Raw genomic sequence first — 24853 nt, forward strand, 5'->3', positions numbered from 1 at the left:
GTATCATGGTTTTAAAATAGGATTAGTCCTGTGGATACAATCTTTGCACTTTCAAGTGGATTGTTGCCTTCAGGGGTTGCGGTTGTTCGACTTTCTGGTCCTGATGTTGTGAATATTGTTAAAACGCTTTGTGGTTGTTTACCTAAAGCGCGATTTATGCATTATGGTAATCTTATTGCACGTGACGGTAGCTTTTTAGATTCTGCTCTAACTGTTTTTTTTCCTGGTCCTCATAGTTTTACAGGTGAAGATTGTGCAGAATTCCATTTACATGGAGGTAAGGCAGTTGTTAATCGTTTTTTAGATGAATTATCTGGATTTCCTGAGTGCCGTATTGCTGAAGCGGGTGAATTTTCTCGTCGAGCATTTACTGAAGGAAAAATAGATTTAATTCAAGCAGAAGCTCTTGTTGATTTAATAGAAGCAGAAACAGAAAGTCAAAGACGTTTAGCTGTTATAGGTACAAGTGGACATTTAACAAAACTTTATCGTAGTTGGCGTGATGAGCTTATAACAGCACGTGCTTTAATAGAAGCAGAAATTGATTTTTCTGATGAAGACGATATTCCAGATTCTATATCTGATAAAATTTGGAAAAATATGAAAAAACTTAGCTGTTCTCTTTGTGAACATATTGCTGCAGGAGAACGTGCAAATATTTTACGTGATGGATTGCGAGTTGTTATTGTAGGTGCTCCAAATTCTGGAAAATCAAGTATTATTAATCGTTTGGCTGGAAGACCTGTTGCTATTGTGACAGAAGAAGCAGGAACAACTCGTGATGCTTTAGAAATTAGATTAATACTTGGCGGTTTACCAGTTTTTTTAACAGATACTGCTGGTTTTAGAAAAACAGAAAGTAAAGTTGAACAATTAGGTATAGAAACTGCAAAACAACATATTATAGATGCTGATTTAGTTATTTTGGTTGATGATATGAATAATCCTCAAGAAATTCATTTACCAAAAACATCAGCTGAAATATGGCGTGTTGGTAATAAACTTGATCTTTATAAAGGAGATAAAACACGTTGGTTTATACAGTTTTCAGCATTAAGTGGCTTAAATTTTGATTATTTTGTAAAGGAAATAGAATCATTTTGTCTGCATCGTGTTGCTGAAATTGGTAATGTTGTTTCAGCACAAAAAAGACAACTCCAATTATTAAAAGAAGCTGTTAAAGAAATTGATGCTTCAATAAATCATATTTCTCTTGATTTAAGTTTACGTGCAGAACATCTTCGTCGTGCAAGTGATGCACTTGGACGAGTCACTGGTGATATTAATGTTGAAGATTTACTTGATGTTATTTTTTCACAATTTTGTGTTGGTAAATAAATGATTCACGTGAAACTTTAGATAGTTTGATATGGAATAAAACAAATGCAGTTGTATGATGTTATTGTTGTTGGAGGGGGTCATGCCGGTTGTGAGGCTGCTTCAGCTTCAGCACGTGTTGGAGCAAAAACAGCACTTGTTACTTATCAAATATTAGAACTTGGCACAATGTCATGCAACCCTGCTATTGGCGGACTTGGAAAAGGACATCTCGTTCGTGAAATAGATTCTTTGGGCGGTTTAATGGGGCAGGCTGCGGATGCTGCTGGAATACAATTTCGACTTCTTAATCGACGTAAAGGACCAGCAGTCAGAGGACCACGCACACAAGCTGATCGACAATTATATAAAAAAGCAATTCAAGGTTTTCTACAAAAGCAAGAAAATTTAAAGCTCATTGAAGATGAAGTTATTAATCTAATTGTTGAGAATGGTCATGTTTCAGGTGTTTGTTTAAAAAAACAAGGGAATATTTTTTCTAAAGCTGTGGTTTTAACAACAGGTACATTTCTACGTGGTCTTATTCATATTGGTGATAAAACGTGGCATGCCGGTCGTATGGGTGAACAATCAAGTATGCAACTTGCTGAGTGCTTGAAAGAATATGATATAAAGCTTGGACGATTAAAAACAGGAACTCCCCCTCGTCTTAGTAAAAAGACAATTCGTTGGGAGATACTTCCCAAACAACAAGCTGATGAATATCCAGTACCTTTTTCTTTTTTAACAGAAAAAATAAAGCAACCTCAGATTGAATGTGCAATCACACGTACAAATGCGCAAACACATCAAATTATTAATGAAAATATACATCGGTCTGCCTTATATTCAGGAGCTATTGAAGGGCTTGGACCACGTTATTGTCCTTCAATTGAGGATAAAATTATTAAATTTGGTGAAAGAGATGGACATCAGATTTTTTTAGAACCAGAAGGATTAGATAGTAATGTTATCTATCCAAATGGTGTTTCTACCTCTCTTCCTGAGGATATACAGATTTCTTTTTTAAAAACTATTGAAGGGTTGGAAAATGTAACAATTTTACAGCCGGGCTATGCTATTGAATACGATTTTGTTGATCCAAAACAACTTACCAGAGCTTTAGAATTAAAATCTTTACCAGGATTATTTTTAGCAGGTCAGATTAATGGTACAACAGGATATGAAGAAGCTGCAGCACAAGGACTTTTGGCAGGGCTTAATGCTGCCCGTCAAGTAGCTGGTTTAAAGGAAATTATTTTAAGCCGTTCAATAGCTTATATTGGTGTTATGATCGATGATTTAGTTTCACGCGGGGTTTGCGAACCTTATCGAATGTTTACATCACGGGCAGAATTTCGTTTATCTCTACGCGCTGATAATGCTGATACTCGTTTAACTCCTTTAGCACAACAATGGGGTATTATTAGTAATACTCGATGGAACTTCTATCAGCATAAACAAAAATGTCTTGATCAAGCACGATCACTTTGCCAAAAACTCTTTTTGACTCCTAACGAAGCATCTACTCATGGGTTACATATAAATCATGATGGAATTCGACGATCGGCTTATGATCTTTTAGCTCATCCTGGTATGAGTATAGCACGTCTTTCGTCTTTTTGGCCACAATTGCAATCAATCGATACTAAAACCGTTGAAGCCCTAGAAATTGAAGCGCAATATGCAGTTTATTTAGAAAGACAGGCACAAGATATTGCTGCTCTTCAACGAGATGAATGTTTAGAAATTCCTACTTCTCTTGATATTCAAGCAATTTCTGGTCTTTCAAATGAATTAAAAACAAAAATTCAACAAGTATCGCCACGTTCAATTGCTGATGCACAAAAAATTGACGGTATGACACCAGCAGCATTATCATTAATTATTACATCTATTCAGCGTCAAAAACGTGAAAAGGCAAAATCAGCTTAATGACTTTCTTGATAGAACAAAAATATCAGGATCTCTTAAATCTAGTTCCTTCTGTTTCACGTGAAACGATAGAAAATTTAATGAGATTCGAATCTCTTGTAATTCAATGGAATAAACGCATTAATTTAATATCTACTGCGACAGTACCAGTTTTATGGACGCGTCATATTTTAGATTCTGCTCAGATTTATCCTTTACATAATCAGTGTTTGCATTGGTGTGATTTTGGATCAGGAGGGGGTTTTCCCGCAATTGTTATTGCTATTCTTCTCAAAAATAAGGAAGGAGGACATATTGATTTGATTGAAAGCAATGGAAAAAAAGTAGCTTTTTTACGAACAGTCATTGCTCATCTGGATCTTCCAGCAACAGTTCATCATTGTAGAATTGAAGATGTATATCAGAAAATAAAAAAGCCAGAAGTTATAACTGCGAGAGGTTTGGCTTCGTTGGATGTTCTTTTACAACTTTTATCTCCTTTGTTAACGCAAAAAACAATTGCTCTTTTTCAAAAAGGTCGGGATTATATGACAGAAATAAAAAATGCCTCTGCCAATTGGCATTTTGATCTGCTAAAACATAAAAGTAAAATTGATACAAGCTCTGTTATCTTAGAAATTTCTCATGTTCGATCATGTAAAGGGTAAAGCAAAATGAGCGAAACACGAATTATCGCTATTGCAAACCAAAAAGGTGGGGTGGGTAAGACAACGACAGCTATTAACCTTGCAACAGCTTTGGCAGCTATAGGTGAAAATATTCTTATTATGGATATTGATCCACAAGGTAATGCAAGTACAGGACTTGGAATTGATCGTAATAGTCGTCCTTTATCTTCTTACGATGTTTTAATTTCTGGAATCTCTGTGGTAGATGCTGCTTTAAAAACAGTTGTACCTAATTTGTATATTGTACCTTCTACACTCGATCTTTTAGGTGTTGAAATGGAAATTGCTTCATCGCAAGATCGTATTCAGCGGTTACGCAAAGCTCTGTGTGATGATCAGATGGTGTCTCAAAAATTCAGTTATATTTTAATTGATTGTCCTCCTTCACTTAATCTTTTAACATTAAATGCTATGGGGGCGGCAGATTCTGTTTTGGTGCCAATGCAATGCGAATTTTTAGCACTTGAAGGTTTAAGCCAATTGCTTGAAACAGTAAAACAAGTACGGTATGCTCTAAATCCATCTCTAGAAATTCAAGGTATTGTTTTAACGATGTACGATGGACGTAATAACCTTTCAAATCAAGTTGCTGAAGATGTACGCTCTTTTATGGGAGAAAAGGTTTACCGTACTGTTATTCCACGTAATGTACGTGTTTCTGAAGCTCCTTCTTTTGGTAAACCGGTATTACTTTATGATCTTAAATGTGCTGGTAGTCAGGCCTATTTACGACTGGCAACAGAGGTTATTCAACGCGAAAAACAAGCAAAAACTGCTGCTTAAAAAGCGTGAGAAAAGTAATTTATTGTGAAGTTAGTTCAAAGAGTAAAATCATGAATGATGATCAATCAAAAAAAAGACTAGGTCGTGGATTGGCAGCATTAATCGGAGATGTCAGTTTAAATAATGATCCTGCACATCTATTAAATTCTGCAAGATTCACAATGAAGTCAAATATGGATTCTATCGTTTCTGAACGATTGGTATCTATTGAACTTATTTCACGTAATCCCAATAATCCACGACGTCACTTTACGGATTTAGAACTTGAAAATTTAGCTCAATCAATTCGTCAACATGGTGTTGTTCAACCTGTTCTTGTAAGGCCTTCACCTCATCATCCCGGTCGGTTTGAATTAATCGCTGGTGAGCGACGGTGGCGTGCTGCACAACGAGCCAATTTAAATCAATTACCCGTTATTATTCGCGATGTAGATGATAAGACAGCTTTAGAATTAGCTATTATTGAGAATATTCAACGTGCTGACCTTAATCCTATTGAAGAAGCAATGGGATATGAAATGTTGCTTAATGAACATGGTTATACTCAGGCAGATTTGGCACAAGTTATTGGAAAAAGCCGAAGTTATGTTACAAATATTCTTCGTTTGTTAAAACTTCCACCAGAAGTACAGAAATTTTTGATTGATGGCCAACTTTCAGCTAGTCATGCACGTTGCCTCATTACCGTCAACAATCCACAAGATTTAGCTGAAAAGATTATTCATGAAGGACTCTCTGTTCGTCAGGCAGAAGTGCTTACACATGAACAGGCAAGTCCTAAATTTAAAAAACGAACTTTAGTGGAAAAAGATACGGAAACAAAATCTTTAGAAAAATTATTGACTGATATGATCGGAATGAAAGTAGCCATTCGACACGGTAAAGATGGTGGTGATTTAAAAATACATTATTCTTCACTAGAAGAATTAGATGATATTTGTCGGCGTTTACAAAGCTAATCAGTAAATAGTCCACAAAAGAGCACGAATTCGATTGATATGTTTTTGACCAAATTCTAGATTACTTTGAGATAAAGTAATTTTTTCATCAAAATTATCGTTGTCGTCAAGTGCTGATACTGCAGCTAATGTTGCTTGAAGTGCCATAAAACCAATAACATACTCTCTTGGTGTAATATTATGTTTTTCTAAAACGCCAACAAATTTTGGTCGACCAGATACAGAAGCGACAAGCCCTTCGATACTATTATCATTTCCAGTACCAGGTGCATCTGGTTCTGCGGGTAAATCCGCAACTTCTATTTTAATTTGTTCCATTTTTACAAGAAAATCTTCTGTTAAAGGATAATTAGCAACGATATTTAAGGGAAGAGTAGATGTTATAATAGAATGATAATCTGTTTCATTTGTTATTGTTTTTTGAGCATATGTTGCAAAAGGAGAGAGTAAAATAAAAAACGCATACAATGCAAATTTCAACATGGTTAGAACTATTCCCTTCTTTTACAGTTTTCAGCAAAAACTTTTTTTTATTTGCTTTTTTTGTTGGTAAAATTTTTCTCCAAAATATTATTCATTCCAGTAATGAAAGGAATTTATAATTTTTCTTGTTCTAAAATCGCTAGTAGGATTATAGCATTGTTGCATTGTGACAAAAAAGATTTTTCCATTCTTTAGATAATAAGTATGGATCAGTAATTAATGCAAAAAGGGCATTAATTTTAATATCTTTATGACTATAATAAAAAAATGTTTCAGCAAAGAAGCTGCCGAATCTTTCTTAGATTCTAATATTTATAACGCCTTTTTGAAAGAATATATACCAATGATAAGTTGGTATTGTGGATTTCTTTGTCTTCAGAAAATCAAGTTAAATTATATTTTTATGAATGAATAAGCTTATCAAAAATTTTTCCTATAAATAAATTGCTCGATTAACATAAACTTTCTTTATAAATAATACTGGGCAAGAATTTATAAAATCATTCAATGATAATAGGTATTTCTGCTTAAGAATTAGATTTATCCTTTTTTATCAAAGGGGCTGTTGAATGTTTCATAATGATAGTTATTTGTGATAGCATAAATATGAGAGTTATGGACATAACACCAAATACTTTAAAACTAGCCCAAAAATTATCACTGAAATTACGCCAAATTATTTCATTTAGAACAGCAAGAAAAACGAAAAAAAATGCCCACCGATAGGTCAATTTTTGCCATCCTGTATCGTTCATTTTAAGAGTAGAATCAAAAACATAACGCAATAGTGGTTTTTTGAACAATAGGCCACCAAAGAGAATAAGCGCAAATAAGCTATTGATGATTGTGGGTTTCATTTTGATAAAAGTGTCATTATGAAGCCAAAGAGTTAAAAATCCAAAGACCAAAACGAATATCCCTGAAATAAGTGGCACTATGGGAATTTTGCGCATAATGAACCATGATAAGCTTAAAGCAATAATAATCGCTATCATAAAAACAGCAGTTGCAGGAAAAATAGGTTTGTTAAAGTTTTTAAAGAGTCCAATATTATTAATCAGCCATTGCCCTTTATAATTGGCAAGAAAAAAAACAACTAATGGACCCATTTCTAAGAGAAGTTTAAGTGTTGGTGAACAGGATATTTCTCGACTGTTTTTGATATTCTTCAGATCGGGGTTATTGGATGAATTAGATTTAGAGTGTTTCATGAAGATTTTCCTACAATAGCTTTAGCAAAATCAGAGGCAGAAAAAGGTTCAAGATCCTCAATCTTTTCTCCTATACCGATAAAATAAACGGGTAATTTATATTTATTTGCAATGGCGACTAGAATTCCTCCTCGTGCAGTACCATCAAGTTTTGTCATAACTAAACCATTAACATTAGCAACATTATGGAAAATATCTACTTGATTGAGTGCATTTTGCCCGGTTGTTGCATCAAGTGTTTGAAGGACTGTGTGGGGTGCTTGAGGATTATGTTTCTTTAAAACACGAATAATTTTTGCTAATTCATCCATTAATTCACTTTTATTTTGTAAGCGTCCAGCTGTGTCGATAATTAAAATATCACTTTCTTCCTTTTTTGCTTTTTCATAAGCATCAAAAGCTAAACTAGCAGCATCTGCACCAAGTTTAGTTGAAATAACATTAGCTCCTGTACGTTCACCCCAAATATGTAATTGTTCAATGGCTGCAGCACGAAATGTATCACCAGCAGCCAACGTAATTTTCAGCCCGCCTTCTGCTAATTTAGCAGCTAATTTTCCAATAGTTGTTGTTTTTCCTGTTCCATTGACACCTACCAGCAAAATAACATGAGGTTTATGACTAAGATCAAGTTCCAGCGGGATAGCAACAGGTTCAAGAACTTTTTTGATTTCATCAGCCATGATAGTATAAAGATCATTTAGAGATAAATCTTTCTCGTAACGACTGGATGCTAAGATGTCGGTAATGTGTGTGGCTGTTTCTACACCAAGATCTGCTTGGATAAGAATATTTTCTAATTCTTGCAATGTGTCTTCATCAAGTTTTTTTTTAACAAAAAATGCACCAAGGGAATCACTTAATTGCTGAGAAGAAAGAGATAATCCTTTTTTAAGACGCTCAAACCATGCTTCTTTTTTTTCAATAGGTAAGGGAGGTAAGTGTTCTTCAATTGTCTTTTCTTTAATTGTATCAGTGACAATTACTTTTCCAGAAAGAGATTCAAAAGATGAAAATTTTTCACTGTTCTGTGTTGGTGTTTCCTTTTCTTTTTCAATATGGGTATTTTCAGATGTAAAAGCGTGATTATTTTTTGTGGTTTGTTCAGCTGTATCAGCTGTATAAATTTCATGAAGGGCAGGAGCTTGTTTTTGTTTGGTAGTTTGCTCTCTAGGTTTACGGAAAGAGAATATTTTTTTGATAAAAGACTGTGTCATAAGAGCTTTCCTATTTAATAAGCTGCATTCCATTTAGTATGTTCAGCGATTAATTTATTGCCATCATGGCCAATAATAAGGGCTTTAATGATTGTTCCAGCTTTAGTACCTTTGATGTGTGTGAGTGTGTAATCTTCAATTCGTCCAATCTCGTTTTTTTCAACAAGGATTATTTGTTGACTGTTTTTTAAATGAGCAAGATGTTTTTGATAGGCTTTTTTTCCTGCATTACGGAGCTTTTCTGCACGAATCTTTATTATTTCGCGGTTAACTTGAGGCATACGGGCAGCAGGTGTTCCTTTTCTTGGGCTAAAGGGAAAGACATGAAGATGCGTTAAATTACACTCATCGATCAAAGCTAAACTGTTTTGAAACATTTCTTCTGTTTCGGTTGGAAAACCAGCAATTAGATCGGCACCATAAACCATTGTAGGGCGTTTAGCACGTAAGTCTTGACAAAACTGGATTGCGTTTTCACGCAAATGTCGCCGTTTCATTCGTTTTAGAATCATATTACTGCCAGCTTGTAAAGATAAATGCAGGTAGGGCATTATTCTTTTTTCATAAGCTAGGAGATCGATTAATTCTTGATCTATTTCAATAGAATCGATTGATGAAAGACGTAGTCGTGGTAAATCAGGTACATGATGCAAGATGGCTGAAACTAATTTTCCTAACGAGGCTTTTCCTGGCAAATCGGCACCATAACTTGTAAGGTCAACACCTGTGAGAACTACTTCTTGAACACCATTGCCTATAAACTTTTTAATTTGTTCAATGATAGTACCCATAGGAACTGAGCGTGATGGTCCACGGCTATAAGGAATAATGCAAAATGTACAGCGATGATCGCATCCATTTTGCACTTGTACAAAAACACGCGTACGTCCTTCTATTGCACCAACCATGTGTGGGGCAATGTTGCGCACCTCCATAATGTCATTAACACGCAATTTTTCATCGTGATTTATGCCAAAATCAGGAAATTGACGATAGGAATGGGTATGGAGTTTTTCTTCATTCCCTAAAACAAAATCCACTTCTGTCATAAGAGCAAAATTTTCTGCTTCTGTTTGAGCTGCACATCCTGTTACAACAATACGGGCATAAGGATTTTCACGTTTAGCTTTACGGATAGCCTGTTTAGCTTGTCGCACCGCTTCAGCAGTGACAGCACAAGTGTTAAAGATAATGGCATCACCTTTGAGCTTATCAAGACCAGCAGAAGCGCTTTTTTCACGAATGACTTCTGATTCATAACTATTAAGTCGACAACCAAATGTTACAATTTTTATAGCCATCAGGAATAATCCTTTTCATAAGCTCCTGTTAAAGGATCAAAAAGACCGTTGAATTCATATTCTGCTTGACCTGTCATGACAATATGGTTATCTTCTCGATAATGAATAGCAAGTGTTCCTCCTGGTAGATTTACATCAATATGGCGTTCAGTTAATCCACGTCGGTAAGCGGCTACAGCACTAGCACAAGCAGCACTCCCACATGCTTTTGTTAATCCAGCTCCCCGCTCCCATGTGCGTAAGGTTAGACTTTTTTGTGATGTTACAAAAGCAGTAGAAATATTACACCGTTCTGGAAAAAGTGGGTCATGTTCAAGCTTTGGTCCATATTTTTCTAATGGAATAGATTGAATATTGTGATCAACGAAAAAAATAGCATGCAGATTTCCGACAGATACAAGGCAGGCATCTTGTAGGGGGCCGGCAGTTATTTTTACATGATTAGTATCGGCTATTTCGCGTGAAACAGGCATATCTTTTGCATTAAGATGTGGACACCCCATATCAACGCAAATAAGACCATTACTTTGGCGTTCACCTTCAACAATTCCGGCAGGTGTTTCTAATCGAAAGCTTTTATTAAGGGTGTGATTTGAGAGCCATTCGATAACACAACGTGTACCATTACCGCAGGCTTTTGCTATTGAACCATCAGCATTCCATATTTCGATGCGAAAGTCTGTATCATTTTGAATTGGTGGATGAATAGCCATAATTTGATCAAAATGTGTTTGGGGATCTACAGCTAAGGTAAAAATTGCTTGTGGTGTTATGTTATGTGCGCTTTCACGCATATCAGCAACAATGATTTGATTTCCAAGACCATTCATTTTGCTGAAAGGTATCTTCATAAGGTTTCTCTATTTTAAGTGGTAAATGATAAGCACAATAAGGCAATATATGACTGAAAATCTTTCAGATTACTAGTATTTGTTCAAGATAAAACTAAATAAGAAGAGGCATTATTATTAGAGATTGATGATTTTCATCGCACTTCCATGTTTTTTGCCTTTATTTCACGAGTTTTTTTTATTTATTAATTTATCTTAATATAATGGTACATATAAATGGTAGTACATATAAGAGTGCTTTCACGTCTTTTGAGTACGTCCATTTATTATTACTTATGGGAGGTTATTATTATGGGAAGGAGTAAAATATGATCTTTTCAAGAATTTCAGCTTTCATTGCATTATCAGCTATAACTATTTTAAGTGGTTGTTCAACATCCCGATTTGGGAATAATGGTAACGCACGAGAAGTTGTTTATCCTGTTCAGCAGATGTCGGAATCTGTAATAGAATCTGATCTCCCAGAAATTGAAACGCCTGTTTCTTCAATAAGTGAGAGTGAATATCCTAGTAGTGAAATACAAGAAGCGAATATTGAGCTACCAGGTAATACTGTTGATTTGTTTCCTGCCAGTATTGCTGGTGTGTGGAACTTGTCTGTAAACGGTAAGGTTTGCCGAATTGCAACCCCACAGACGAAATTTGGTCAAGGGTACCGTGCTGGTCCTTTACTTTGTCCAAAAATATTTTCCGGAGTTAAATCATGGGCTGTCAAGGGAAAGAGATTGTATTTCTATGATGACTCAGGGCACGCTGTAGCTGCTTTTTATTCCACCAATGAGAATTATTTTGAGGGGCGTACATTTGATAACCAGCCAGTTTTTTTAAGCCGTTGATAAAAAAGAAAAATTATTCATAAATATGTGTGTGAATTTTTCTTTTACTGAAAATGATTTCAAAGGAGATGCTTGGATGGTTTTAGTTTCGACGCGCTATGAAAGTTTAGTTTCCAAAGGAGAAATTAATTCGGATCCAGCTCAATTAGCTTTAATAAAATATTTTGATTGTTTGCTGCAAGAAATTTCGGCGCAAAATACTTTTCAGTTCTGGACATTCTGGCGTTACTTTAAAAGCAAAAAACAACCCCGTTTGTGTATTTCAGAACAAGATGGTAATCATGGTCGCATTCAAGGGTTATATATTTATGGTGAAGTAGGGCGTGGCAAAACCATGTTGATGGATTTGTTTTTCTCTTGTTTACCGCAAGGCAGTAAAAAGCGCACCCATTTCAATGATTTTATGGCTGATGTCCATGAACGTACCAAAATACATCGTCAGATGTTTAAATGTACAAAAACTAAACAAGATGATCCTATTTTAGCTGTTGCAAAAGATCTTGCACAAGAAGCATGCGTGTTTTGCTTTGATGAATTTAGTGTAACAGATATTGCAGATGCTATGGTACTCTACCGCCTTATTACAGCTTTGTTTGATCATGGGGTTATTTTTGTTGCCACTTCGAATGTTGCTCCTGATGAGCTTTATCGTAATGGTTTGAATCGAGAGCTTTTTTTGCCTTTTATTCAAATTTTAAAGACCCATGTTAACGTTGTTAATCTTAATGCAAAAACAGATTATCGTCTTGAAAAGTCAAATCTACACCATGTGTATATAACACCATTAGGGCCTGCGGCAGATGCAAGCATGGATCAAGCATGGGAGTTTGTGCTGCAAGGTCAAAAAGAAGTGTCTGATACTCTATCTGTAAGGGGGCGCTTTATTCATATTGCACGTTCTGGTGCAGGGTGTGTACGCTTTGATTATCAAGATCTGTGTGCAAAACCTTTGGCAGCGGCTGAGTATTTAGCGTTAGGAGAGCGTTATCATACAGTTTTTATTGATAATGTTCCGGTGATGGATGATACACATCGCAATGAAACAAAACGATTTATTTTACTTATTGATACCCTTTATGAACGCCACATAAGACTGTTTATGTCGATGGCAGCAGAACTTGAAGATTTATATCAAGGGTACTGGCAAACAACAGAAACATTTGAGTTTCAAAGAATACAATCACGTCTTTTTGAAATGCAAAGCCAAGACTATCTAGATGTTTGGAAAAAACAGTTTTTGGATAAAATAAAATGATTATTACCTTGTCTTTAGGTAAACTATAAAAATAATAGTTCTTTGAATTTAAAAGTATTGTAATAATCTATTGTATTTTTTTAAGATTCATCTTATCGGTAAAATGCAATAAATTTCTAATTTTTGATTTATAGAGGGATTTTATGTCAATGAAGAGAGAAATGTGATTAATTTCATACTTTCCCATTTTTGATAAATCTAGAGGAAATATTCAATCTTATTGGCGTTGGGAATTTTGCGCTTGGTTATCTGATAAAAATTGAGAAAGAAAAAATGGCACGAAAGAAAATAGCTCTTATTGGCTCCGGTATGATTGGGGGTACTTTAGCACATATGATTGGGCTTAAAGAACTTGGTGACGCCGTCTTATTTGATATTATGGAAGGGATGCCACAGGGTAAAGCTCTCGATGTAGCTGAATCCTCTCCAGTTGATGGTTTTGATGTTAATTTAACAGGCTCTAATGCTTATGAGGCAATTAAAGGAGCTGATGTTATTATCGTAACTGCAGGTGTTGCGCGCAAGCCTGGTATGAGTCGTGATGATCTTTTGGGAGTTAACTTAAAAGTCATGGAACAGGTTGGTGCAGGAATTAAAAAATATGCATCTTCAGCATTTGTTATCTGTATTACTAATCCTCTTGATGTAATGGTTTGGGCATTACAGAAATTTTCAGGTCTTCCGGTGCAAAAAGTTGTTGGTATGGCTGGTGTTCTTGATTCAGCACGGTTTCGTTATTTCTTGTCTGAAGAATTTAACGTTTCTGTTAAAGATGTAACAGCGTTTGTTTTAGGGGGACATGGTGATTCAATGGTGCCTTTGGTGCGCTATTCGACTGTTGGTGGTATTCCTTTGCCTGATCTTGTTAAGATGGGTTGGACAACTCAAGAAAAACTTGATCAAATTGTTCAACGTACACGTGATGGCGGTGCGGAAATTGTAAATTTGCTCAAAACAGGTTCTGCTTTTTATGCGCCAGCTTCTTCTGCCGTTTCTATGGCCGAAGCTTATTTGAAAGATACTAAGCGTGTTGTTCCTGTTGCTGCTTATCTTTCAGGTGAATATGGCATTAAAGATATGTATGTTGGTGTTCCTGTTGTTATTGGTGCTGGTGGTGTTGAAAGAGTAATTGAAATTGATCTTAATGGAGGTGAAAAAGATGCTTTCGAAAAGTCAGTCGATGCAGTGCAAAAGCTTTGTGAGATTTGCATTTCTATTGCACCTAATCTTAAAAAATAAAGCTCAATTCTACGCTTAAAATTAATATGCTTTAAGTGTTTGAGGGTTGATTTAGTAGTCCATAAAAGAAAAGGGAAAACGAATGAATATTCATGAGTATCAAGCCAAACGTATACTTCACGAATATGGTGCACCAATTGCAAACGGTGTGGCTGTTTATTCTGTAGAGCAGGCTGAAAAGTGGGCGAAGAAATTACCGGGGCCACTCTATGTGGTAAAAAGTCAAATTCACGCTGGAGGTCGTGGTAAGGGGAAGTTTAAAGAACTTGGCTCTGACGCAAAGGGTGGTGTTCGGCTTGCACAATCGGTTGAAGAAGTTGTTGCTAATGTAAAAGAAATGCTTGGTAAGACTTTGGTAACCAAACAAACAGGTGCAGAAGGCAAGCAAGTTAACCGCCTTTATATTGAAGATGGTGCTAACATTGAACGAGAACTTTACCTTTCACTTTTGATTGACCGTACAGTTGGTCGAGTTGTTTTTGTTGTGTCAACAGAAGGGGGCATGGACATTGAAACGGTTGCTGAGGAAACACCAGAAAAGATACTCACTCTTCCCATTGATTATGTAAAGGGTGTTACTTCTGTGGATTGTGCGAAGCTTTGTGATGCATTAGATTTGCATGATAGTGCGCGTGAAGATGGCGAAAAACTCTTTCCTATTCTTTATAAAGCTTTTTGTGAAAAGGATATGAGTCTTCTTGAAATCAATCCACTTATTGTCATGAAAGATGGTCATTTGCGTGTTCTTGATGCGAAAGTTTCTTTTGATAATAATGCTTTGTTTCGTCATCCAGATATTTTAGAGTTACGTGATATTTCAGAGGAGGATCCAAAAGAGATCGAAGCATCGAAACATGACCTTGCTTATATCGCTCTTGATGGTACGATTGGCTGCATGGTAAATGGTGCGGGCCTTGCTATGGCAACGATGGATATCATCAAACTTTATGGAGCTGAGCCAGCCAATTTCCTTGATGTTGGTGGTGGTGCTTCAAAAGAAAAGGTTACTTCTGCTTTTAAAATTATTACGGCTGATCCGAATGTTAAAGGCATTTTGGTCAATATTTTTGGTGGAATTATGCGTTGTGATGTTATCGCTGAAGGTGTCGTTGCTGCTGTTAAGGATGTTGGTTTGAAAGTTCCTTTAGTTGTTCGTCTTGAAGGCACCAATGTTGAGCATGGTAAAGAGATTATCAATAGTAGTGGTTTGAATGTTATTTCTGCTGATGATTTGGATGATGCTGCTCAGAAGATTGTTACAGCCGTGAAGGAAGCTTAAGTTATGTCGATTCTTGTCAATAAAAATACAAAAGTTTTAGTTCAAGGGCTTACAGGAAAAACGGGAACGTTTCACACAGAACAGGCGCTTGCTTATCATGGTACACAAATGGTTGGTGGTATTAACCCTAAAAAAGGGGGTGAAACATGGGAAGGATCAAAGGGAGAAACTCTCCCTATTTTTGCTAGTGTTGCAGAAGGTAAAGAAAAAACAGGTGCTGACGCTTCTGTTATTTATGTGCCCCCTACAGGAGCTGCTGCAGCTATTATAGAGGCTATTGAGGCCAAAATCGGTTTAATTGTCTGTGTTACAGAAGGTATACCGGTTATGGATATGGTTAGGGTTAAGGCTAAATTAGAGCAGTCACAATCTCGCTTAATTGGTCCTAATTGCCCGGGTATTCTCACACCTAATGAATGTAAAATAGGTATTATGCCTGGTTCTATTTTTAAGAAGGGTTCTGTTGGTATTGTTTCGCGGTCGGGAACTTTAACCTATGAAGCAGTATTTCAAACAAGTCGTGAAAATCTTGGGCAAACAACTGCTATTGGTATTGGAGGTGACCCTGTTAAGGGAACTGAATTTATTGATGTATTGGAACTGTTTTTGACTGATGATGAAACCGAGTCTATTGTTATGATCGGAGAAATTGGTGGTTCCGCTGAAGAAGAGGCGGCACAATTTATCAAAGATGAAGCTAAAAAAGGTCGTAAAAAACCGATGGTTGGTTTTATTGCTGGTCGTACAGCTCCTCCTGGTCGTACAATGGGTCATGCTGGTGCAGTAATTTCCGGTGGTAAAGGTGGTGCAGAAGATAAAATTTCTGCAATGGAATCTGCTGGAATTCGTGTTTCTCCTTCACCATCACAAATTGGTAAGACTTTGGTTTCAGTTTTGAAGGGATAAAAGAAAGTTTTATCTGGGTGAGTCTTCGTATCTATCCAGATAAACCAAAAAGTAAAAAATTTTTTTTACAATATCTCGACTCTTAAGTTAAAAGTAATGTGGATATATTAAGGAGACGGAACGGGATGTTCCGGGAAGATATATGACAAGGCAGAATGAGATAAATAGTCTTTTTGCGCAAACGTCGTTTCTGTATGGTGGAAATGCAGATTATATAGATCAGCTTTATGCCGAATATGAAAAAAATCCCACTAATGTGGATGAACAATGGCGTACTTTTTTTGAGAGTTTTCAGGACAATAAAGAAGATGTTATTAAAAATGCTGAAGGGGCAACATGGCGACGTAGTCATTGGCCGTTAAAGGCAAGTGGGGAGTTGGTTTGTGCTTTAGATGGCGATTGGTCTGCTCTTGAAAAGCATTTAGGTGATAAATTAAAGCAAAAAGCCGCTGTACAAAAAGGGGCGGCTTCTAGCAAACAAGATATTATTCAGGCGACTCGAGATTCTATTCAGGCGCTTATAATGATCCGTGCTTATCGGACACATGGGCATCTTCGTGCACGGCTTGATCCACTCCAACTAGCAGAAAAATCTGAGGATTATAAAGAACTGTCTCCAGAGACTTATGGTTTTAGTTCTGCAGATTATGAGCGCCCGATTTTTATTGATAATGTGTTAGGGTTAGAGTACGCAACTATTCCCCAGATACTTGAGATTCTCAATCGTGTTTATTGTTCAACAATTGGTGTGGAATATATGCATATTTCTGATCCTGCTCAGAAAGCGTGGATTCAAGAGCGTATTGAGGGGCAAGATAAACAGAGTGCTTTCACAAAGGAAGACAAAAAAGCTATTCTTAGCAAGCTCATAGAAGCGGAAGGTTTTGAGCAGTTTTTGGATACAAAATATAAAGGAGCAAAGCGTTTCGGTCTTGATGGTGGTGAGGCGCTTATTCCTGCTCTTGAGCAAATTATTAAGTGTGGAAATGCTTTAGGTGTGCAGGAAATTCTTATTGGAATGGCTCACCGTGGCCGTTTAAATGTTCTTTCACAAGTTCTGGCAAAACCGCACCGGGCTATTTTTCATGAATTTAAAGGTGGCTCTTATAAGCCTGATGATGTGGCAGGATCGGGTGATGTAAAATATCACCTAGGAGCTTCAGTTGACCGTGAAATTAATGGTCAAAAGGTTCATTTATCGCTTTTATCCAATCCATCTCATCTTGAAATTATTGATCCGGTTGTTATTGGGAAAGCGCGCGCTAAACAAGATAAACTTATTGGTCCTACACGCACTGATGTTGTTCCATTAAGTGAACGTTCAAAAGTAATGCCTGTGTTAATTCATGGTGATGCAGCTTTTGCGGGGCAAGGAGTTCTTCAGGAAACTTTTGGTCTTTCAGGTTTAAAAGGTTATAGTGTTGCGGGTTCTGTCCATGTAATTGTCAATAATCAGATTGGATTTACAACTAATCCGCGCTTTTCGCGCTCTTCATCTTATTCATCGGATATTGCAAAGATGATTGGTGCACCAATTTTTCATGTGAATGGTGATGATCCTGAAGCGGTTGTTTTTGCGGCAAAAATAGCAACAGAGTTCCGTCAAACCTTTCATAAGCCGGTGGTGATTGATATGTTCTGTTATCGCCGTTATGGACATAATGAGGGCGATGAGCCTTCTTTCACGCAACCTCTTATGTATAAAGCAATTCGTAACCACAAGACAACAGTTCAACTTTATAGTGACCAGTTGGTAGAGCAAGGAGTTGTTGGTTTAGAAGAAATTGAGCAACAAAAGAAAAAATGGCGTGATAAGCTTGAGGTTGAATTTGAAGCAGGTGCTTCTTATAATCCTGATAAAGCTGATTGGCTTGATGGAAATTGGTCAGGCTTGAAAGCGGCTAGTGATACTGAAGAACAGTGTTGTGGTGCAACAGGCGTTGAGTTAAAAACTTTAAAGGAAATTGGACAAAAGCTTGTCGAGGTTCCATCAAGTTTTCATGTTCATAAAACTATTCAGCGTTTTTTAAACAATCGTGCTAAAATGTTTGAGACCGGTGAGGGAATTGATTGGGCAACAGCCGAAGCTTTAGCTTTTGGTTCACTTTGTTTAGAGGGAACACCAATTCGTCTTTCTGGTGAAGATGTTGAACGTGGGACCTTTTCGCAACGTCATTCAGTTCTTTATGACCAAGAAAATGAAACACGTTATATTCCTTTGAACAATTTACAAAAAGAGCAAGCACTTTATGAAGTTGTAAATTCCATGCTCTCTGAAGAAGCGGTTCTTGGTTTTGAGTATGGATATTCACTTGCTGAACCACGTGGTTTAACGCTTTGGGAAGCACAATTTGGTGATTTTGCTAATGGTGCACAGGTCATTTTTGATCAATTTATTTCATCTGCAGAGCATAAATGGCTTCGTATGTCTGGTCTTGTTTGTTTGTTACCTCATGGTTTTGAGGGTCAAGGACCAGAGCATTCTTCGGCACGTTTGGAGCGTTATCTTCAACTTTGTGCGGAAGATAATATGCAGGTTGCTAATTGTACAACTCCTGCAAATTATTTTCATATTTTACGGAGACAAATTAAACGCGATTTCCGGAAACCATTGATTTTGATGACGCCTAAATCACTTTTGCGTCATAAGCGAGCGGTTTCTTCTTTAAGCGAAATAGGGCCAAAGACAAATTTCCACTATTTATTGCTTGATGATGCGCAATGTCTTAAAGATTCTGCGATTAAATTACAAAAAGATGATAAGATCCACCGTGTTGTTCTTTGTACGGGTAAGGTTTATTATGATCTTTATGAGGAGCGTGAAAAAAGGGGAATTGATAATGTTTATTTGCTTCGCGTTGAGCAGCTTTATCCTTTTCCAGCGAAAGCTTTAATGGATGTGCTATCACGCTTTTTACAAGCTGAGATTGTTTGGTGCCAGGAAGAGCCCAAAAATATGGGAGCGTGGTCATTTATTGAGCCTTACTTAGAACAGGTTTTAACCCATATTAATGCAAAATATTCGCGTGCGCGTTATACTGGGCGCCCTGCGAGTGCATCGCCAGCTGCTGGATTAATGTCTAAACATCTTGAACAACTTGCCGCGTTTCTTGAAGACGCGTTGGGTTCTTAACTTAATTATTACTCTGACGTATGGAAAAATATTATGGCTAGTGAAATCCGTGTTCCTACTTTGGGCGAATCGGTTACTGAAGCAACAATTGGCAAATGGTTTAAACAGTGTGGTGAAGCTGTCGCTGTAGATGAGCCTTTGGTTGAATTAGAAACTGATAAAGTAACGGTTGAAGTTCCTGCACCTGTTACGGGGAAATTATTAGAAATTCTTGCAAAAGAAGGCGATACAGTTGAAGTGAATGCTCTTTTAGGGTTGATTGAAGCGGGAACTGTTGGTGCTTCGTCATTATCTGCATCTTCTCTTTCTGCACCAAGCCCGGTTGCAGCGTCTGGACCAGCTTCATCTTCTTTGGGTAGTGCAACGCCTCCTGCTCCTTCGGCAGCAAAATTGATGGCTGAAAATAATATTGAAAAAGATAAAATTTCAGGTTCTGGAAAACGTGGACAGATTCTCAAAGGAGATGTTCTTGATGCGTTAATGCAAAAAACAGGAGCAGATGCTTTTGTGCCGGTTTCTTCATCCAATGAAATGCGTGAAGAGCGTGTTCGTATGACAAAATTACGTCAAACAATTGCTCGTCGTCTTAAGGATGCACAAAATACAGCAGCTATGTTAACGACATTTAATGAAGTTGATATGTCTGCAGTAATGGATTTGCGTAAGCGTTATAAAGATCTTTTTGAAAAGAAACACAATGTTAAGCTTGGCTTTATGGGCTTTTTTACCAAAGCCGTTTGCCACGCATTAAAAGAACTTCCTGCAGTTAACGCTGAGATTGATGGGTCGGATATTGTTTATAAAAACTATGTCAATGCTGGAATTGCAGTTGGAACAGATAAAGGGCTTGTTGTTCCGGTGGTTCGTGACGCAGACCAAATGTCAATTTCAGAGATTGAAAAAGAAATTGGCCGTTTAGGGCGCCTTGCTCGTGAGGGAAAATTGGCTGTTTCTGATATGCAGGGTGGGACATTCACTATTACCAATGGTGGTGTTTATGGGTCATTAATGTCGACGCCAATTTTAAATGCACCACAGTCTGGCATTTTAGGAATGCATGCGATTAAAGAGCGTGCAATGGTTATTGGGGGACAAATTGTGATCCGCCCAATGATGTATTTAGCGCTTTCTTATGATCACCGTATTGTCGATGGGCAAGAGGCTGTAACTTTCCTTGTACGTGTCAAGGAAAGTTTAGAAGATCCGGAACGTCTTGTTCTTGATTTGTAGAAGTGCAGTTTTGGGGATGAAAGGAAAAACGAATGTCTTATGATGTTGTTGTGATTGGAGCGGGCCCAGGTGGTTATGTTGCGGCGATTAAAGCGGCACAATTAGGTCTTAAAGTCGCGATTGCTGAAAAGCGTGCGACGTTGGGTGGTACCTGTCTCAATGTTGGTTGTATCCCTTCTAAGGCATTGTTACATGCTTCGGAGGTGTTTGCTGAAACGCAGCATGGTTTTGAAGAACTTGGTGTTTCTGTCTCCAAACCTAAGCTTAATCTTAAAAAGATGATGGAGCATAAAGAAACCGTTATAACGGCTAATACGAGTGGTATTTCTTTTTTGATGAAGAAAAATAAAATTGATACTTTTTTTGGTACAGCAAAGATTTTAAATGCAGGCCAAATTGAGATTACCGCTAAGAATGGTAGCCAACAAACAATTGCAACAAAAAATATTGTTATTGCTACAGGTTCAGATAGCTCGAGTATTCCAGGTGTCAATGTTGAAATTGATGAAAAGGTTATTGTATCTTCCACAGGAGCACTTGCGCTTGAAAAAGTTCCAACATGTATGGTTGTTGTGGGTGCAGGTGTTATTGGTTCAGAACTTGGTTCAGTGTGGAGCCGTTTGGGTGCAAAGGTTACTGTTGTTGAATTTCTTGATAAAGTTTTAGGATCAATGGATGGTGAAATTTCGCGTCAGTTCCAAAAATTGATGGAAAAACAAGGAATTGAATATAAACTTGGTGCGAAAGTTAAGACTGTTACTAAATCTAAATCAACTGCTAAAGTGATTTTTGAGCCTGTTAAAGGTGGTACAGAAGAAGTTCTGGAAGCAGATGTTGTTTTGATTGCAACTGGGCGTCATCCGTATGTTGAGGGTCTTGGTTTAGCAGAGGTAGGTGTTCAGTTAGATGAACGTGGTTGTATTGTAACTGATCAGCACTGGCAAACCAATATTCCAGGAATTTATGCAATTGGTGATGTCATTAAAGGCCCGATGTTAGCACATAAGGCTGAGGAAGAAGGCATTGCTGTGGCTGAAATTTTGGCTGGTCAAAAAGGTCATGTTAATTTTGATGTTATTCCCGGTGTTGTTTATACGCAACCAGAAATTGCCAGTGTAGGTAAAACAGAAGAGGAGCTTAAGGCTGCCGGAATTGACTATAATGTTGGGAAATTTCCTTTTATGGCTAATGGACGTGCACGCGCGATGCAGAAAAGTGATGGTTTTGTTAAGATTCTTGCTGATAAAAAGACAGACCGAGTATTGGGTGGACACATTCTCGGATTTGGTGCGGGTGAGATGATTCATGAAATTGCGGTTTTGATGGAATTTGGTGGTTCATCAGAAGATTTGGGCCGTTGTTGCCATGCACACCCCACTTTATCAGAAGCGGTACGAGAAGCAGCTTTAGCGACATTTTCTAAGCCACTTCATACTTAAGAAAATTTTTGTAAAAGAGTTTTATAAAGACATCTGTTTTACAGACTAATCTATATTCTTGTGGTTTTTTATATTTTAGCATATTGATGGATTAAAATTGTAATTGTTTATCTTCTTGTTTCTCTCTTATACAGGTTGGAAGCCCCATATGATCAAGTTGTTTAAGAAAGGGGAGTGGTGGTAATTCTTCTACATTAACCATTGTTTTCATATCCCATATTCCTGTGGCGATAAGAATGGCGGTAGCAGCTGCAGGTACACCGGCTGTATAGGAAATTCCCTGTGCGCCTGTTTCATTAAAAGCTTGTTTATGATCAGCTATATTATAGATAAAAACTTCTCTTGGGCTTCCGTTTTTTATGCCTTTAATGAAGTCTCCAATACAGGTTTTTCCTGTATAGTTTGGCGCCAGAGAAGCTGGGTCAGGTAAGACAGCTTTTACGACTTTCAAAGGAACAACTTCCTGGCCTTCTGCTGTTTTAATAACTTGTTCTGATAAAAGTCCAAGGTTTTTTAAAACGGTAAAAACAGTAATATAGAGCTCACTAAAACCCATCCAAAAGCGGATATTTTGGACATCGAGATTTTTAGATAATGAATGAATTTCATCATGTCCTGTCATGTAAGCTTTTTGTTTTCCAACAACTGGTAAATCCCATTCATGGTTGATTTCAAACATTTGATTGGAAACCCACTTTTTATTTTGCCATGACCATACTTGCCCTGTAAATTCTCGAAAATTGATTTCTGGATCAAAATTGGTTGCAAACCAACGTCCATGTTTTCCAGCGTTAATATCAATAATATCAATGTCAGAAATTGTATCAAAATAAGTATCATGTGCTAACGCTGCATAAGCATTAACGACACCAGGGTCAAAACCTGCGCCTAAAATAGCCGTTATACCAGCTTGTTCACATTCTTTACGTCTGGGCCATTCATAATTGTTATACCAAGGTGGTGTTTCACAAATTTTTAAAGGGTCTTCATGAATCGCTGTATCAATATAAGCGCATTTTGTTTTGATACAGGCTGAAAGAACAGACATATTCAAAAAAGGAGAACCAACATTGATGACGATCTCACATTTGGTCTGTTGGATAAGCTTTACAGTTTCTTCGATGTTCATTGCATTAAGCATATGGCTTTTAAGAACACCTGCTACTTTCATTGCTTTTTTATCTTTAATGGAAGCAATTATTGCTTCACATTTTTTGAGTGTTCGTGAAGCGATATGAATTTCTCCAAGTATATCATTGTTTTGAGCGCATTTATGCGCGACAACTTGTGCAACACCGCCAGCACCAATAATGAGAACATTTTTTTTCATTGTAATTGATCTCCTTTTTAATATCGCTGCATAATAATTTTTTTGTATGTTGTTTTGATTATGAAAGACTGTTTTTATAGTCATTATAGTTGAATTGGCGTTGAATGGTTAGATTTCCATTGTATTCTTTAATAACAATGGCTGGCATCGCAACGCCATTAAACCAGTTTTTCTTAACCATTGTATAGCCTGCGGCATCTTGAAAAGACAATCTGTCACCTATTTTAAGTAATTCAGGAAATTGGAATGTTCCAAAAATATCGCCAGCAAGGCAGGATTTTCCGCAAACCATAATTTCATATGATCCTTGATTTGGTTCTAATTTTGCATTTTCATGATAAATGAGAAGATCAAGCATATGTGCTTCAATTGAGCTATCAACAATAGCGAGGTTTTTTTCATTATACAGTGTATCAAGAACACTAACTTCTAATGTGGTACTTTTTGTGACAGCAGCTTCCCCTGGTTCCAGAAAAACGGTTACATTGTAAGTTTGAGAAAAGCGTTTTAAACGTTCTGCAAGAGCTTCTAGAGGATAATTATCAGCAGTAAAATGAATTCCACCACCAAGGCTAATCCAATCAACAGCGATGAAGAGTTTTTTAAATTTTTCTTCAATATGGTTAAGCATTTGGTTGAAGAGATTAAAATCAGCATTTTCACAATTATTGTGGATCATTAAGCCATTTATAAGGGGTAAGACTTCTTCGATCGCATTTTGGTTGGTTTCACCCAAACGGCTAAAAGGACGAGAGGGGTTTGCAAGATCAAAATTTGATGCACTAATACCTGGATTTAGCCTTAATCCTCGTTGAATAGTTTTGGTAGTACTCGCAAAACGTTGGAGTTGTTGAATGGAATTAAAGATAATTTTGTCTGCATAAGTACATACTTCATCAATTTCATGATCTGCCCAAGCAACCGAATAGGCGTGAGTTTCTTTCCCAAATTTTTCTCTTCCTAAGCGTAATTCATAAAGAGATGATGAGGTACTTCCATCCATATATTCAGACATGAAATCAAACACGCTCCACGTTGCAAAACATTTCAAAGCCAGCAAGACCTTTATTCCCGACATTTCTCGTAAACGAGCAATAATTTCCATATTCTTTATGAGTTTGGATTTATCTATAAGATAATAGGGAGTTTTAATCATTGCTCATCCATTCTCTTTTGAAGAATCTTAATTATTTCTACCGATGTTTAGTACCTATAGAAATAGGATGTCTCAAGGGAAAAAGTATCATAAAGGAAAATCTGCTATATCTAGTTATAAAAAGACATCTGTTATCTCATATTGTTTTAAGTTATTTTGAGATTTGTGCTATGTACATTGCTTTTAAAATTTGTACTATTTTTAAAGCTTCTATATCTATGGTAAGTGTTATTCATAATAACAAAAAATGCCGCTGATTTAGCATAAAAACGATATTGAAATGGGAAAGTTTCATTAGCTATTTTTATTTTTCTCCAGAAATTTT

20 protein-coding genes are annotated in these 24853 nt (G+C 36.9%); 13 read left to right on the forward strand and 7 right to left on the reverse strand.

The annotated features are described in order from the left end of the window. The first annotated feature begins 30 nt into the window (after nt 1-30). Genes mnmE through ME3_RS01075 form a run of 5 tightly spaced genes read left to right on the forward strand, consistent with a single transcriptional unit; the run spans nt 31 to nt 5662 of the window. On the forward strand, nt 31-1338 hold the full coding sequence (mnmE, locus tag ME3_RS01055; RefSeq protein WP_007476304.1) for a tRNA uridine-5-carboxymethylaminomethyl(34) synthesis GTPase MnmE: 1308 nt from the start codon (nt 31-33) through the stop codon (nt 1336-1338). 45 nt (nt 1339-1383) lie between these two features. Further along, nucleotides 1384-3252, forward strand: coding sequence for a tRNA uridine-5-carboxymethylaminomethyl(34) synthesis enzyme MnmG (gene mnmG, locus ME3_RS01060; RefSeq protein ID WP_007476306.1), 1869 nt, complete (start codon nt 1384-1386; stop codon nt 3250-3252). Beyond that, nucleotides 3252-3899, forward strand: coding sequence for a 16S rRNA (guanine(527)-N(7))-methyltransferase RsmG (gene rsmG, locus ME3_RS01065; RefSeq protein WP_007476307.1), 648 nt, complete (start codon nt 3252-3254; stop codon nt 3897-3899). The genes mnmG and rsmG overlap by 1 nt, the downstream gene beginning before the upstream one ends. Nucleotides 3900-3905: 6 nt before the next feature. Further along, entirely contained in the window at nt 3906-4703 is a 798-nt protein-coding gene (locus tag ME3_RS01070; RefSeq protein ID WP_007476309.1) for a ParA family protein, read from the forward strand. 50 nt (nt 4704-4753) lie between these two features. Continuing rightward, complete coding sequence (locus ME3_RS01075; RefSeq protein ID WP_007476312.1) at nt 4754-5662, forward strand: ParB/RepB/Spo0J family partition protein; 909 nt, start codon at nt 4754-4756, stop codon at nt 5660-5662. Here ME3_RS01075 and ME3_RS01080 read toward each other — a convergent pair whose 3' ends face one another. The 5 genes from ME3_RS01080 to dapF form a co-directional block, all read right to left on the reverse strand. Further along, nucleotides 5663-6145 carry a hypothetical protein gene (locus tag ME3_RS01080; RefSeq protein ID WP_007476314.1) on the reverse strand — a complete coding sequence of 161 codons (483 nt, stop codon included), beginning with the start codon at nt 6143-6145 and terminating at the stop codon, nt 5663-5665. Nucleotides 6146-6672: 527 nt separating this feature from the next. Next, entirely contained in the window at nt 6673-7356 is a 684-nt protein-coding gene (locus ME3_RS01085) for a septation protein A (RefSeq protein ID WP_007476316.1), read from the reverse strand. Beyond that, nucleotides 7353-8573: a signal recognition particle-docking protein FtsY gene (ftsY, locus tag ME3_RS01090; RefSeq protein ID WP_007476318.1), complete on the reverse strand. Its 1221-nt coding sequence runs from the start codon at nt 8571-8573 to the stop codon at nt 7353-7355. The genes ME3_RS01085 and ftsY overlap by 4 nt, the downstream gene beginning before the upstream one ends. A 14-nt stretch (nt 8574-8587) precedes the next feature. Further along, nucleotides 8588-9874 carry a tRNA (N(6)-L-threonylcarbamoyladenosine(37)-C(2))-methylthiotransferase MtaB gene (gene mtaB, locus ME3_RS01095; protein ID WP_007476320.1) on the reverse strand — a complete coding sequence of 429 codons (1287 nt, stop codon included), beginning with the start codon at nt 9872-9874 and terminating at the stop codon, nt 8588-8590. Continuing rightward, nucleotides 9874-10725 carry a diaminopimelate epimerase gene (gene dapF, locus ME3_RS01100; RefSeq protein ID WP_007476322.1) on the reverse strand — a complete coding sequence of 284 codons (852 nt, stop codon included), beginning with the start codon at nt 10723-10725 and terminating at the stop codon, nt 9874-9876. The genes mtaB and dapF overlap by 1 nt, the downstream gene beginning before the upstream one ends. Before the next feature lie 308 nt (nt 10726-11033). On the opposite strand from dapF, the gene ME3_RS01105 reads away from it, so the two are divergent. From ME3_RS01105 to lpdA, 8 genes are all read left to right on the forward strand, one after another. Beyond that, on the forward strand, nt 11034-11561 hold the full coding sequence (locus ME3_RS01105; protein WP_007476324.1) for an AprI/Inh family metalloprotease inhibitor: 528 nt from the start codon (nt 11034-11036) through the stop codon (nt 11559-11561). A gap of 76 nt (nt 11562-11637) precedes the next feature. Then, on the forward strand, nt 11638-12816 hold the full coding sequence (zapE, locus tag ME3_RS01110) for a cell division protein ZapE (RefSeq protein ID WP_039952434.1): 1179 nt from the start codon (nt 11638-11640) through the stop codon (nt 12814-12816). A 273-nt stretch (nt 12817-13089) separates the two neighbouring features. Continuing rightward, nucleotides 13090-14055, forward strand: coding sequence for a malate dehydrogenase (gene mdh, locus ME3_RS01115; RefSeq protein WP_007476328.1), 966 nt, complete (start codon nt 13090-13092; stop codon nt 14053-14055). An 82-nt stretch (nt 14056-14137) separates the two neighbouring features. Beyond that, on the forward strand, nt 14138-15334 hold the full coding sequence (gene sucC / locus ME3_RS01120; protein ID WP_007476330.1) for an ADP-forming succinate--CoA ligase subunit beta: 1197 nt from the start codon (nt 14138-14140) through the stop codon (nt 15332-15334). Between the two features lie 3 nt (nt 15335-15337). Further along, nucleotides 15338-16240 carry a succinate--CoA ligase subunit alpha gene (gene sucD / locus ME3_RS01125; RefSeq protein ID WP_007476332.1) on the forward strand — a complete coding sequence of 301 codons (903 nt, stop codon included), beginning with the start codon at nt 15338-15340 and terminating at the stop codon, nt 16238-16240. Between the two features lie 142 nt (nt 16241-16382). Then, the gene (locus ME3_RS01130) at nt 16383-19373 is read left to right on the forward strand and encodes a 2-oxoglutarate dehydrogenase E1 component (protein WP_007476334.1); all 2991 of its coding nucleotides are present in this window, start codon (nt 16383-16385) and stop codon (nt 19371-19373) included. A gap of 33 nt (nt 19374-19406) precedes the next feature. Continuing rightward, nucleotides 19407-20603, forward strand: a complete 1197-nt coding sequence (gene odhB, locus ME3_RS01135; RefSeq protein WP_007476337.1) for a 2-oxoglutarate dehydrogenase complex dihydrolipoyllysine-residue succinyltransferase — start codon at nt 19407-19409, stop codon at nt 20601-20603. Nucleotides 20604-20635: 32 nt separating this feature from the next. Next, complete coding sequence (gene lpdA, locus ME3_RS01140) at nt 20636-22042, forward strand: dihydrolipoyl dehydrogenase (RefSeq protein ID WP_007476339.1); 1407 nt, start codon at nt 20636-20638, stop codon at nt 22040-22042. Between the two features lie 91 nt (nt 22043-22133). Here lpdA and ME3_RS01145 read toward each other — a convergent pair whose 3' ends face one another. Both ME3_RS01145 and nspC read right to left on the reverse strand, forming a co-directional pair. After that, nucleotides 22134-23372 carry a saccharopine dehydrogenase family protein gene (locus ME3_RS01145; protein ID WP_007476340.1) on the reverse strand — a complete coding sequence of 413 codons (1239 nt, stop codon included), beginning with the start codon at nt 23370-23372 and terminating at the stop codon, nt 22134-22136. Nucleotides 23373-23430: 58 nt separating this feature from the next. Further along, entirely contained in the window at nt 23431-24528 is a 1098-nt protein-coding gene (gene nspC / locus ME3_RS01150; RefSeq protein ID WP_007476342.1) for a carboxynorspermidine decarboxylase, read from the reverse strand. Nucleotides 24529-24853: the final 325 nt, after the last annotated feature.

Source organism: Bartonella melophagi K-2C (assembly GCF_000278255.1).
Lineage (GTDB): Bacteria > Pseudomonadota > Alphaproteobacteria > Rhizobiales > Rhizobiaceae > Bartonella > Bartonella melophagi.